The organism is Aeromonas schubertii (genome assembly GCF_000820105.1).
Lineage (GTDB): Bacteria > Pseudomonadota > Gammaproteobacteria > Enterobacterales > Aeromonadaceae > Aeromonas > Aeromonas schubertii.
Genome location: NZ_CDDB01000028.1, coordinates 96,637 through 109,069, shown reverse-complemented (window position 1 = coordinate 109,069; position 12,433 = coordinate 96,637). Strand labels below are relative to the sequence as shown.

Below are 12,433 nucleotides of genomic sequence, written 5' to 3'. Positions count from 1 at the left end.
GTTGGCATAATCCAGTGCTCTAGCCAACAGCAAGGGCTGTGCCAACTCGGTATATCTTCTTAATGCCTTGATTTATCAAGCCTAACACCCCTGTAGCACTGGTGACAATTAGAGCAACGTGGTTAAATAGACCAACTGTTGGTTCAACTGACCAAGGAGCCCCAATGCAACCGGCCATGGAAAGCCTGCTCGGAGAGTCCAATGCCTTCCTCGAGGTGATCGAGCAGGTCTCCCGCCTCGCCCCCCTGCGCAAGCCCGTGCTCATCATCGGCGAGCGGGGCACCGGCAAGGAGCTCATCGCCCACCGCCTCCACTATCTCTCGAGCCGCTGGGATCAGGAGTTTATCGCCATCAACTGCGCCACCCTGAGCGAGACGCTGCTCGAGACCGAGCTGTTTGGCCACGAGGCCGGCTCCTTTACCGGCGCCAGCAAGCGCCATCAGGGGCGCTTCGAGCGTGCCGACGGGGGCAGCCTCTTTCTCGACGAGCTGGCCACCAGTTCGGCCCGGGTGCAGGAGAAGCTGCTGCGGGTCATCGAATACGGGGAGTTCGAGCGCGTCGGGGGCACCCGACCGGTCAAGGTGGACGTGCGCCTCATCTGCGCCACCAACGAGGATCTGCCCCGCCTGGCCGACGATGGAAAATTTCGTCACGACCTGCTGGATCGCCTCGCCTTCGATGTAATAACCTTGCCCCCCCTGCGTGAACGCCCCGAGGATATACCGCTCTTGGCCGACCATTTTGCCCTGCAGATGGCCCGGGAGCTCGAACTCGAGCTCTTCCCGGGCTTCTCCCCCCGGGTGCGTCAGACCCTGCGCGACTATCATTGGCCGGGCAACGTGCGCGAACTCAAGAACGTGGTCGAGCGCAGCCTCTATCGCCACGGCCACAGCCAGGAGCCTATCGCAGAGCTGGTACTGGACCCGTTTGATTCGCCGTGGCGTCCCCGCCGTCCGGGACAGGTGCAGGCACCCGAAGGGGAGAGTCTGGCCCTGCCGCTCCCGCTGAAGGAGGCGGTGGCCGCCTTCGAGGTGGGGCTTATCAAGCAGGCGATGAGCACGGCACAGTACAACCAGCGCAAGGCTGCCGACCTGCTCGAGCTGAGTTATCACCAGTTTCGTGGCATGATACGCAAATATCGGCTGCAAGATGGCGACGATGCCTGAGCCATTTCACACTACGGTTGAACCATGATCACCAACAAACCGCTGCTGCTCGCCTGCAGCCTGCTGATCGCCTGCGCCCAGGCGCAAGGGGCCGAAAACCGGCCTGAGGGATTGATCTACTGCTCGGAAGGCTCACCCCAGACCTTCAATCCCCAGCTGACCAATCTCGGCACCACCCTCGATGCCGTCTCCTATCCCCTCTACGACAGGCTGCTGGAGCTCAACCCCATCACCCTCTCCCTGGAGCCCGCCCTCGCCACCGAGTGGTCGGTCAGCGAAGACGGTCTGCGCTATCGCTTCACCCTGCGCAAAGGGGTGATGTTCCACGCGACCCCGGACTTCGTGCCGACGCGTCCGCTCGATGCAGATGATGTGATCTTCAGCTTCTCCCGGGTACTGGATCCGCGCCACCCCTACTATCACGTCTCGGGGGGTCGCTACCCCTTCTTCAAGAATCTGGGGCTGGACAAGCTTATCAAGGGGGTGCACAAGCGCTCGGATCGGGTGGTCGAATTTGATCTGGAGCGCCCCAACGCCGCCTTCCTGGCCGATCTGGCCAGTGCCAGCTCGGTGATCCTCTCGAGCGAATATGCCGAGAAGATGCTGTTGGCCGGGACCCCGGATCGCGTCGACAAGGCCCCGGTAGGCACGGGCCCCTATCGCCTCGGGGAGTATCGGGATCATCAATTTATCCGCTATCTGCGCCACGAGGCCTACTGGAAGGGGCCGGCTCGCACCGCGCAGCTCATCTTCGACATTACCCCCCGCTCGGCCAAGCGCCTGACCAAGCTGCTCACAGGCGAATGCGATGTGATGAGCTATCCGGCCGCCAGCCAGATCGCGGTGATCCAGGCTCACAACGATCTGAGTCTCTCGGTACAATCGGGGATGAACGTGGCCTTCCTGGCCCTCAATACACGCCAGCCTCCCCTCAACAATGCCAAGGTGCGTCAGGCCCTGGCTCTTGCCATCAACCGCAGCAACCTGTTGCATGCGGTCTACTACAACACCGGTGAGCCGGCTCGCAGCCTGCTGCCCCCCCTCTCCTGGGGCTTCGATCCGGCGCTGCCACCGGTACAGAGCGATCTGGCAGCCGCCCGCAAACTGCTCAAAGAGGCCGGCGTCGCCAAGGGATTCGAGATGCGACTGCTCGCCCCGGTCGGCTCGCGCTCCTACAACCCCGATCCCCTCAAGACGGCCCAGTTGATCCGCAACGATCTGGCCGCCCTCGGGGTGAAGGTGAAGATCCAGAAGCTCGAACAGGCGGTGCTCGACAACGCGGTCGACAATGGGCGCTACGATGCGGTGCTCGGTGGCTGGCAAGCCGACAGCAGCGACCCGGACAACTTCTTTCGCCAACTGCTCGGTTGTCAGGCCATCGCCAGCGGCAGCAACATGAGCCGCTGGTGCAGCCCCTCCTTCGAGCAGTTGCTCGACGATGCCGTCAGCACCCAACAGCTCGGCTTTCGCATTCGAAACTACTATTACGCCCAGAAGGTGCTGGCCGAGGAGATGCCTCTCATCCCCCTGGCCCATGCCCTGCAAACCCAGGCCAGTCGCCACGACATTCAGGGTGTGCAGATGAACCCACTGGGTGGCACCCTCTTTAACAGAGCCTATCGGGACTAAAACATGCTGATCTACACCTTGCGTCGCATCAGCCTGCTGCTGATCACCATACTGGTGCTGACTCTGGTCGCCTATCTGCTCGGTCATCGCCTGCTCAGTCAGGAGCTTCCCCTGCTCAGCGGCTATCCGGAGTACCTGGCGCGCATCCTGTCGGGAGACTTTGGTCTCTCCCAGGCCTCGGGGCTGCCGGTACTCGAGCTTATCGAGCGCTATTTCCCGGTGACCCTGCTGCTGTGCTTCAGCGCCTTCATCATTTCGCTGCTGCTGGGCGTCCCTCTGGGGGCGCTGGCAGGCCTCAACCAGGGCAAGGGGATCGATGTGGCCATCATGGGGGGAGCCTTCATCGGCTATTCGGTCCCCATCTTCTGGCTCGCCCTGCTGGCGGTGTCGTTTTTCTCCCTCGAGCTGGGTTGGCTCCCCTCGTCGGGCCAGCTGGACCTGCGCTACGATCTTCCCTCTCTCACCGGCGTTCCTCTGCTCGATATTCTTCTGAGTGACCAGCCCTGGCGTCATGAGGCCCTGATGGATGCCCTGCGCCACATGGTGCTGCCCTGCCTGGTGCTGGCCATCGTTCCCACCACAGAGGTGATCCGCCATGTCCGCAGCGCCCTCATCGTGGTGATGAAGCAAAACTATGTGAAGGCGGCGGCAAGCCGCGGCCTGTCCCGGGCCCAGATCGTCTGGCGCCATGGGCTCAAGAATGCCCTTCCCCCCGTCATCCCCCTGCTCGGCCTGCAATTTGGCAGCATGCTGACCGCCGCCATGATCACCGAGGTGATCTTCGACTGGCCCGGGATCGGCCGCTGGCTGGTGAGCAGCATCGCCCTGCAGGACTATGCCGCCATCCAGGGAGGCACGCTGGTGGTGGCCAGTTTTGTGATCCTCGCCAACGTGGTGACCGAGCTGCTGGCCACCCTGATCTATCCGGTGCGCCGCAAGGAGTTGTATGCAAGATAATCTCTACCCGGAGCTGCGGATCCTCTCGCCCATCGAGCAGACCTGGGCCTCGTTTCGCAAGAAACCCCTCTCCATGGCGGCCTTCTGGTGTCTGCTGGGGCTCCTTGCCGTCACCCTGATAGGTCCCTGGCTGGTGCCCTACGGCATCGATGAGCAACACAGCAATGCCCTCTTGATGCCCCCCTCCTGGTCGACCATGGGGAGCATCGACTATTTTCTCGGCACCGACGATCTGGGGCGAGACATCCTCTCTCGCCTGGTGGTCGGCGCCAGGCTTACTTTCGGTTGCGCCTTGCTGGCCGTGGTGGTCGCCCTGTTGCTGGGCACCGGGATCGGCATCCTCGGCGGCATGACCCGAGGGATCAAATCGAGCGTGCTCAATCACCTGCTCGACACCCTGCTCTCCATTCCGTCGCTCTTGCTGGCCATCATCATGGTGGCCATCCTGGGACCCGGCCTCGGCAACACCCTGATCGCCATCACCCTCGCACTCATCCCCCAATTTATCCGCGCCACCCACAACGCGGTGCACGCCGAGATGCAGAAGGAGTACATTATCGCGAGCCAGCTCGATGGCTCTCCTCCCCTTCGCATCCTGCGTCTGGCGGTTCTGCCCAATATCGTCGATACCCTGGTCACCCAGACCACCCGTGCCCTGTCGGCGGCCATTCTCGACATCTCGGCGGTGGGGTTTCTCGGCCTCGGAGCCCAGTCTCCCCATCCCGAATGGGGCGCCATGCTCGCCGAGTCCGGGGACCTGGTCTATCTCGCTCCCTGGACCGTCACCCTGCCCGGCATCGCCATCTTCTTTAGCGTGCTGGTCACCAACATGGTGGGTGAAGGGATCCGCGAAGCGCTCAAAGAGGGGGAGGACTGATGCCGCTGCTCGATATTCGCAACCTCACCATCGAGATCGATACCCCCCAGGGGAAGGTCAAGGTGGTGGACAAGGTGAGCCTGACGCTGGCCGAGGGTGAGATCCGCGGCCTGGTGGGCGAGTCGGGCTCTGGCAAGAGCCTGATTGCCAAGGTGATCATGGGGCTGGCCAAGGATAACTGGACGGTACGGGCCGATCGCATGCGCTTTAACGATCACGACTTGCTGACCATGGAGCCCAAGGCCCGGCGCAAGCTGATGGGACGCGAGATCGCCATGATCTTCCAGGACCCGGTCAGCAGCCTGGACCCCTCCGAAGAGATAGGCGTCCAACTCGAAGAGGCGATCCCGACCGAGGCCTTCGAGGGGCGCTTCTGGCAGCGCTTCCAGTGGCGCAAGAAACAGGCGGTCGCCTTGCTGCACCGGGTGGGGATAAAAGATCACAAGAAGGTGATGCGCGCCTATCCCCATGAGCTCTCTGACGGTGTCTGCCAGAAGGTGATGATCGCCATGGCCATCGCCAACCAGCCGCGCCTGTTGGTGGCCGATGAGCCGACCAACACCATGGAGGCGACGGCGGAATCACAGATCCTGCGCCTGCTCGACAAGATGAACAAGCTGGGCAATACCACCATCCTGCTCATCAGCAACGACATCGACGCCATCGCCAACCTGACCGACAACATCAACGTCATGTATTGCGGCCAGATGGTGGAGGTGGGCACCCGGGAGCAGATCCTGGAGGCCCCCCACCACCCCTATACCGACGCCCTGCTCAAGTCGAGCCCGGACTTTGACGAACTGGTGCGCCACAAGGCGAGGCTGCATACCCTGCCCGGGGTTATCCCCCCCCTGCAGCATCTGCCCATCGGCTGCCGCCTGGGCCCCCGCTGCCCCTATGCCCAGAAGCTCTGTGTGCAGACCCCTGTCATGGTCAAGATCAAGGGCCACCAGTTCAGCTGCCACTTCCCCCTGAACCTCGAGGAGAGCAAGAAGTGAGTGAAGAGAGTGCCCTGCTACAGGTCCGGGGTCTGAGCAAGACCTTCCACAACCGAATTGGCCTCTTTCGACGCCAAACTGTGGAGGCCATCAAGCCTCTCTCCTTCGATCTCGATGTGGGCCAGACCCTGGCCATCGTCGGTGAAGCGGGCTCTGGCAAGAGCACCCTGGCCAAGATCCTGGCCGGAGTGGTGGAGCCCAGCAGCGGCGAGATCCGCATCAACGGCGAACCCATGGTGCATGGGGACTATCAGACCCGCTGCAAGCTGCTGCGGATGATCTTTCAGGACCCCAACTCCTCCCTCAATCCCAAGCTGCGCATTGGTCGCATCCTGGAGACGCCCCTGCGCCTCAATACCAGCCTCAGCGAGGAGGAGCGGGAGGCTCGCGTCATGCAGACCCTGCGTCAGGTTGGGCTGCTGCCTGACCACGCCCTCTTCTACCCCTCCATGCTGGCGGCGGGGCAGAAACAGCGGGTCGCCCTGGCCCGGGCCATCATCCTCAATCCCCTTATCGTGGTTGCCGACGAGACCCTGGCCACCCTCGACATCTCGGTGCGCTCCCAGATGATCAACCTGCTGCTCGAGATGCAGGAGCGCATGGGGCTGAGCTATATCATGGTGGCCAACGATCTGGGGGTGGTGAGCCACATCAGTGACGAGGTACTGGTGATGCACGAGGGACGCATCGTCGAACGCGGCAAGACCCTGCGGGTCTTCGCCGATCCCCAGCACGATGTCACCAAGCGCCTTATCCAGAACTACGACAACGAATACCGGCGCTGATCGGCAATAAACGGGCCACCTGATGTGGCCCGAGTGCTTTTTACGACGAAAAAAAGCCCGGCAAAGCCGGGCTTGAGTGAAAAAACACAAATTGAGTCGCTCGTAGTAGGAACATTGACAAGAGTAGTGGTCGGACCGCGCGTCAACAACTGTCAGATCTGACAGGAAGACCGCTATGGAACCGAAATTCCTCGTCAGGGGTATTGATCAGGCTCGCCTCCAGGGCGCCGAAGAAGGCCACCCGCTCGCTGATATCCTCATTGGCAAACTGTTCGGCCAGGGTCAGGTAGTCCTGATAATGGCGCGCCTCCGAGCGCAGCAAAGAGACGTAGAAGCGCCCCAGCTCCTCGTCCAGGTAGGGCGCCAACCGGGCAAATCGCTCGCAGGAACGCGCCTCGATATAGGCCCCTATGATGAGTTTGTCGACCAGGGTCGCCGGCTCATGGGTACGCACTGCCTGCATCAATCCACGGGCATAACGAGAGGCGGAGACGGGTTCATAGGGGATGTTGCGGGCCGTCATGATCTCCAGCACCTGCTCGAAGTGGTGCAGCTCCTCCTGAATGAGCCGCACCATGGGAAACAGCAGGGGATTGCGCTCAAGCTCGGCAAACAGGGTGCGATCCCCCTCCCCCATGGTCCGCTTGCCGAGCACCTCGGCCTTCTCGGGAATGGCTTCCAACTCCCGATAGAAATCGAGTTTGGGCAACAGATGGCGTTTTCCCTTGGGCAGGCAGTAGCGACGAACCAAGCTGTGGGCCGTCATGGCCGCCTTGGTCTCGCAGTTGGCGTGATCGATCAGCAGCACCGGCAGGCTCTCCGGCCGGCGGGCCACCTCAATCCAGCCATCCGGGGTCTCACATTGCAGGAAGGCCCGCACCGGCGCCAGCAACTCATCCATCATCACATCGTGTCTCACGGCTACTCTAGGGGGCCGCTATCCTAGCGGATCTGCCATCATCCACCAAGAAAAACGGGAGTCCGAAGACTCCCGCTGTCAGCCCCGGATGACTCAACTTCCTTCGTTGAAGATCTCCAGGTTACTGCTCCCCTCCTGCCACTCGCGTACCGCCTTGCTGTCGTCGCTGCGCATGGCATTGAGGTGATCGAGGTAACCCTGATCCACATCGGCGGTCACATAGTGGCCGTTGAACACCGAGGTCTCGAAGTGGCGCAGGTCCGGATTGAGCTCGCGCACCGCCTCCTGCAGATCCTCGAGATCCTGGAAGATGAGGCCATCGGCACCGATCAGCGCACAGATCTCCTCCACCTCACGGCCGTGGGCAATCAGCTCGTTGGCGCTCGGCATGTCGATGCCGTAGACGTTGGGGAAGCGGATCTCGGGGGCGGCAGAGGCGAAGTAGACCTTGGCGGCGCCGGCATCCCGGGCCATCTGGATGATCTGCTCCGAGGTGGTGCCGCGCACGATAGAGTCATCGACCAGCAGCACCCGCTTTCCCTTGAACTCGGAGCTGATGGCGTTGAGCTTGCGGCGCACCGACTTCTTGCGCTGGGTCTGGCCCGGCATGATGAAGGTACGGCCAATGTAGCGGTTCTTCACGAACCCCTGGCGATAGGGCAGCTCGAGGCGCTGGGCGATCTCGAGGGCGATGTCGCAGGAGGTCTCGGGGATGGGGATCACCACGTCGATGTCGAGGTCCTCCCACTCCCGGGCTATCTTTTCACCCAGCTTGCGACCCATGTTGAGGCGCGCCCCGTAGACAGAGACCTTGTCGATAAAGGAGTCGGGACGGGCAAAGTAGACGTACTCGAAGATGCAAGGGCTGTGCTGGGGCGCCTCGCTGCACTGCATGGAGAAGAGCTGCCCCTGTTCGGTGATGTAGATGGCCTCGCCCGGTGCGACGTCGCGCACCGTGTCAAAACCGATGGCGTCGAGGGCCACACTCTCGGAGGCGACCATGTACTCCAGCTGGCCCTTGTCGTCGCTGCGACGCCCCAGGATCAGGGGACGGATGCCGTTGGGATCGCGAAACGCCAGCAGGCCGTGGCCGATGATGAGGGTCACCACGGCGTAGGCTCCGCGCACCTGTGCGTGGGTACGGCGCACCGCGGTGAAGACATCGTCCGGCGAGAGGGAGATCTTGTCGAGCAGATCCAGCTCGTGGGCCAGGACGTTGAGCAACACCTCGGAGTCGGAGGTGGTGTTGATGTGGCGACGCGCCCGTTTGAACTGCTCCTCTTTGAGGAAGTGGGCATTGGTCAGGTTACCGTTGTGGGCCAGTGCCAACCCGTAGGGGGAGTTGACGTAGAAGGGCTGGGCCTCGGCGGCGCTGGAGCTGCCGGCGGTGGGATAGCGAACATGACCGATGCCCATTTGGCCCTTTAGGCGCTGCATGTGGCGCACCTCGAAGACATCCTTCACCAGGCCATTGGCCTTGCGCTGCCGAAAGTGTCCCTCGTCGACGGTCACGATCCCGGCCGCATCCTGCCCCCTGTGTTGCAACACCGTCAGGGCGTCGTAGAGCGCCTGGTTAACGGGAGTAGTGCCAACAATACCGACAATGCCACACATGTCCTTGCTACCTCGAAGTCAGGTTACCTGTTTAAGAAAACTCGATGAGTTCTGCATGAAATCAAAGAACCACTGGATCACCAGCCCGAACTCGGGCACCAGCCTCGACGCCTGCCACCAGGGTGTCTGGGAGAGGCTGGTAAAGGTATCCATAAAAAAGAGCAGGGCGCTGACGATCAGCACCCCGCGGATCGCGCCGAAACAGACGCCGAGCACCCGGTCGGTGCCGGAGAGTCCGGTCTTTTCGACCAGCAAGCCCACCACATAGTTCACCACGCCACCCAGGATCAGGGTCGCCACGAACAGGGCTGCAATAGCCAGACCATTGCGGATGATGGCATCGGAGAAGGCGGTGAAGTAGACGGCGAGATCGGGATAGAAACGGCTGGCGATGAAGAAGGCGACAAACCAGGTGACGAGCGACATGGCCTCCTTGACGAAGCCGCGCACCAGGCTGATGAGGGCGGAGAAACCGATGATGCCGAGGATGGCGTAATCAATCCAGACCATAGAAACGGATGTCCTTCCAAATTGCGGCGCAGTCTAACAAAAACGATTGCGCATTGCTTGATAAAAATGTGTTAAATGACCAAAAAAGCGCCTGTTAGCGCTCTTTTTTTCCATACGAAAACGATTGACAGCGGCTAAAACGAACAAGGCCATGGCAGAGCCATGGCCTTGTGATCAGCGCCTGCGGGATCAGCCGATGTGGGTCAGGCCGCCCATGTAGGGACGCAGCACGGTCGGGATTTCGATGCGACCGTCTTCCTGCTGGTTGTTCTCCAGCACGGCCACCAGGGTACGCCCCACCGCCAGGCCAGAGCCGTTGAGGGTGTGGATTAGCTGGGGCTTGCCGTCGATGCGGACCCGGGCTTGCATGCGGCGCGCCTGGAAATCGGTGCAGTTGGAGCAAGAGGAGATCTCGCGATAGGTGTTCTGGGCCGGCAGCCACACCTCGAGGTCATAGGTCTTGGCGGCGCAGAAACCCATGTCGCCGGTGCACAGGGCCATGACGCGATAGGGCAACTCCAGCAGTTGCAGCACCTTCTCGGCGTGACCCACCATCTCTTCCAGGGCGTCCCAGGATTTTGCCGGGTGCACCAGCTGCACCATCTCGACCTTGTCGAACTGGTGCATACGGATGAGACCGCGGGTGTCGCGCCCGTAGGAGCCCGCTTCGGAGCGGAAGCAGGGGCTGTGGGCAGTCATCTTGATGGGCAGCTCCTGCTCGTCGAAGATCTCGTCGCGGGCGGTGTTGGTGAGCGGCACTTCGGAAGTCGGGATCAGGGAGAACTTGCGGGTCGTCCCCTCCAGCTCCCCTTCCCCTTCGATCCCGGTGTTGAAGAGATCCTCGGAGAACTTGGGCAGCTGACCGGTGCCGTACAGGCTGTCCGGGTTAACCAGATAGGGCACATAGCACTCGGTGTAGCCGTGCTGCTGGGTGTGCAGATCCAGCATGAACTGGGCCAGGGCACGGTGCAGACGGGCAATCTGACCGCGCATCACCACGAAGCGGGAGCCCGAGAGTTTGACCCCATTGGCGAAATCGACACCCTTGAGCCCTTCGCCGAGATCGATGTGATCGCGCACCGGGAAGCCGAACTCACGGGGAGTCCCCCAGCGACGCACCTCGACGTTCTCGTTCTCGTCGCGGCCGACCGGAGTGGTCTCGCTCGGCAGGTTGGGAATGGCGTCGGCAATGGCCTTGATATCGGCGAGCAGCACGTCGAGCTTGGCCTTGCAGGCATCCAGCTCGTCATTGATCTTGGTCACCTCGGCCTTGAGGGGAGCCACATCTTCCCCGCGACGGGCGGCCTCACCGATGGACTTGGAGCGGGCATTGCGCTCTGCCTGCAGCTCCTGGGTACGGGACTGCAGATCCTTGCGTTGTTCTTCCAGTGCGGTCACTGCAGCGACGTCCAGGGTATAGCCACGGGTGGCCAGACGTGCAGCTGCTTCCTCGATATCGCCACGCAAATATTTGGGATCCAGCATTATATATCCTACTTGTAATGAAACGGGATCCGGGCCCAAGCACCGGGCAGAAAACACAGATCCCTGATTTGACCTTCGGTTGGCTCGCCCCGGGTGTGCCCGCGGCGCAGTCGAAACAGTGTATCAGCAGCAACCTTACCCGAACAGCGGCTATTTGCCGCGTTTGCGCGAACTTTGTGCATCCAGATCCCGCAAGTAATCGAGTTTTTGCGAAATCTTGATCTCCATCCCGCGATCGCTCGGCTGGTAGTAACGCCGACCGGCCAGCTCGGGTGGGAAATACTCCTCCCCGGCGGCGTAAGCACCCGGCTCGTCGTGGGCGTAGCGATACTCGGCCCCATAGCCCAGCTCACTCATCAACCTGGTCGGGGCATTGCGAAGGTGCGGCGGCACCTCGAAGTCGGGCTGGGACTTCGCATCGCCGAGTGCCGCCTTCCAGGCGGTGTAGACGGCGTTGCTCTTGGGGGCGCAGGCCAGATAGACAATCGCCTGGGCGATGGCGCGCTCCCCTTCCGCCGGCCCCACCCGATGGAAGCAGTCCCAGGCCGACAGGGCCACCTGCATGGCGCGCGGATCGGCGTTGCCCACGTCCTCCGAGGCAATCGCCAGCAGGCGCCGGGCGATGTAGAGGGGATCGCAGCCGGCGCTCACCATGCGGGCATACCAATAGAGGGCCGCATCGGGGGCCGAGCCGCGGATGGACTTGTGCACCGCCGAGATGAGGTCATAGAAGTGATCGCCCCGGTTATCGAAGCGGGCGATGTGCTCCCCCACCACGGCAGAGAGCAGGGTGGCGTCGATCACCTTGTTTCCCCCTTCACCCGGCTCGGCCATGTCGGCCAGCAGCTCCAGGTAGTTGAGGGCCTTGCGGCCATCCCCGTCCACCACCCGGGCCAGCGCCTCCTTGGCCCCGGGGGCGAAGGTGAGGGCGGAGTCGTTCAGGCCGCGCGGATCGCTCAGGGCCTGCTCGATCATGGCCAGAATATCCTCCTCCTCCAGCCGCTTGAGCAGATAGACCCGGGCGCGGGAGAGCAGGGCGTTGTTGAGCTCGAACGAGGGATTCTCGGTGGTGGCACCGATGAAGGTGATGGTGCCGTCTTCGATGTGGGGCAGGAAGACATCCTGCTGACTCTTGTTGAAGCGGTGCACCTCATCCACGAAGAGGATGGTGCGCACCCCGCGCCAGCCGTTCTCCTTGGCCTTGTCGATGGCGGCCCGCACCTCCTTGATACCGGAGGTGACCGCCGAGACCCGCTCCACCTCGGCGCTGCAGTAACGCGCAACCAGCTCGGCCAGGGTGGTCTTGCCGGTGCCGGGGGGGCCCCAGAGGATCATGGAGTGACAGTGGCCGGCACGGATAGCCTTGTGCAGGGGCTTGTCGGGGCCGAGGATATGGCGCTGGCCAATGTACTGCTCGAGGGTCTCAGGCCGCATCCGTGCGGCCAGGGGACGAAAATCGGAGGAAAAATCGAGGGAGAGGTTACTCATGGGCG

General features: G+C 62.3%; 11 protein-coding genes. 6 read left to right on the top strand and 5 right to left on the bottom strand.

All coding sequences use genetic code 11. The features are described from left to right. Positions 1–164: 164 nt before the first annotated feature. Genes pspF through BN1133_RS05670 form a run of 6 tightly spaced genes read left to right on the top strand, consistent with a single transcriptional unit; the run spans position 165 to position 6,412 of the window. Entirely contained in the window at positions 165–1,166 is a 1,002-nt protein-coding gene (gene pspF / locus BN1133_RS05695; RefSeq protein ID WP_050665577.1) for a phage shock protein operon transcriptional activator, read from the top strand. A 24-nt stretch (positions 1,167–1,190) separates the two neighbouring features. After that, positions 1,191–2,795: an ABC transporter substrate-binding protein SapA gene (gene sapA, locus BN1133_RS05690; protein WP_050665576.1), complete on the top strand. Its 1,605-nt coding sequence runs from the start codon at positions 1,191–1,193 to the stop codon at positions 2,793–2,795. Positions 2,796–2,798: 3 nt separating this feature from the next. Beyond that, positions 2,799–3,752, top strand: a complete 954-nt coding sequence (locus BN1133_RS05685; protein ID WP_050665575.1) for an ABC transporter permease — start codon at positions 2,799–2,801, stop codon at positions 3,750–3,752. Then, positions 3,742–4,629, top strand: a complete 888-nt coding sequence (locus BN1133_RS05680; protein ID WP_050665574.1) for an ABC transporter permease subunit — start codon at positions 3,742–3,744, stop codon at positions 4,627–4,629. Before BN1133_RS05685 ends, BN1133_RS05680 begins: the two co-directional genes overlap by 11 nt. After that, positions 4,629–5,627, top strand: a complete 999-nt coding sequence (locus BN1133_RS05675) for a peptide ABC transporter ATP-binding protein (protein WP_050665573.1) — start codon at positions 4,629–4,631, stop codon at positions 5,625–5,627. Before BN1133_RS05680 ends, BN1133_RS05675 begins: the two co-directional genes overlap by 1 nt. Then, positions 5,624–6,412: a peptide ABC transporter ATP-binding protein gene (locus BN1133_RS05670; protein ID WP_050665572.1), complete on the top strand. Its 789-nt coding sequence runs from the start codon at positions 5,624–5,626 to the stop codon at positions 6,410–6,412. The genes BN1133_RS05675 and BN1133_RS05670 overlap by 4 nt, the downstream gene beginning before the upstream one ends. 142 nt (positions 6,413–6,554) lie before the next feature. Here BN1133_RS05670 and miaE read toward each other — a convergent pair whose 3' ends face one another. From miaE to BN1133_RS05645, 5 genes are all read right to left on the bottom strand, one after another. Then, a complete protein-coding gene (gene miaE / locus BN1133_RS05665) occupies positions 6,555–7,313 on the bottom strand; it encodes a tRNA isopentenyl-2-thiomethyl-A-37 hydroxylase MiaE (RefSeq protein WP_050665571.1) in 759 nt (252 codons plus the stop codon). 111 nt (positions 7,314–7,424) lie between these two features. Further along, positions 7,425–8,945 (bottom strand): amidophosphoribosyltransferase, encoded by a 1,521-nt coding sequence (purF, locus tag BN1133_RS05660; RefSeq protein ID WP_050665570.1) that lies wholly within the window; start codon positions 8,943–8,945, stop codon positions 7,425–7,427. A gap of 18 nt (positions 8,946–8,963) precedes the next feature. Beyond that, positions 8,964–9,455, bottom strand: a complete 492-nt coding sequence (locus BN1133_RS05655) for a CvpA family protein (RefSeq protein ID WP_050665569.1) — start codon at positions 9,453–9,455, stop codon at positions 8,964–8,966. Between the two features lie 189 nt (positions 9,456–9,644). Continuing rightward, complete coding sequence (gene serS, locus BN1133_RS05650; protein WP_050665568.1) at positions 9,645–10,940, bottom strand: serine--tRNA ligase; 1,296 nt, start codon at positions 10,938–10,940, stop codon at positions 9,645–9,647. A 150-nt stretch (positions 10,941–11,090) separates the two neighbouring features. Next, positions 11,091–12,428: a replication-associated recombination protein A gene (locus BN1133_RS05645; RefSeq protein WP_050665567.1), complete on the bottom strand. Its 1,338-nt coding sequence runs from the start codon at positions 12,426–12,428 to the stop codon at positions 11,091–11,093. Positions 12,429–12,433: the final 5 nt, after the last annotated feature.

Coding starts and splice junctions, on each gene's coding strand:
- pspF (WP_050665577.1), top strand. CDS start 165: ATGCAACCGGCCATGGAAAGCCTGCTCGGAGAGTCCAATGCCTTCCTC.
- sapA (WP_050665576.1), top strand. CDS start 1,191: ATGATCACCAACAAACCGCTGCTGCTCGCCTGCAGCCTGCTGATCGCC.
- BN1133_RS05685 (WP_050665575.1), top strand. CDS start 2,799: ATGCTGATCTACACCTTGCGTCGCATCAGCCTGCTGCTGATCACCATA.
- BN1133_RS05680 (WP_050665574.1), top strand. CDS start 3,742: ATGCAAGATAATCTCTACCCGGAGCTGCGGATCCTCTCGCCCATCGAG.
- BN1133_RS05675 (WP_050665573.1), top strand. CDS start 4,629: ATGCCGCTGCTCGATATTCGCAACCTCACCATCGAGATCGATACCCCC.
- miaE (WP_050665571.1), bottom strand. CDS start 7,313: ATGGATGAGTTGCTGGCGCCGGTGCGGGCCTTCCTGCAATGTGAGACC.
- purF (WP_050665570.1), bottom strand. CDS start 8,945: ATGTGTGGCATTGTCGGTATTGTTGGCACTACTCCCGTTAACCAGGCG.
- BN1133_RS05655 (WP_050665569.1), bottom strand. CDS start 9,455: ATGGTCTGGATTGATTACGCCATCCTCGGCATCATCGGTTTCTCCGCC.
- serS (WP_050665568.1), bottom strand. CDS start 10,940: ATGCTGGATCCCAAATATTTGCGTGGCGATATCGAGGAAGCAGCTGCA.
- BN1133_RS05645 (WP_050665567.1), bottom strand. CDS start 12,428: ATGAGTAACCTCTCCCTCGATTTTTCCTCCGATTTTCGTCCCCTGGCC.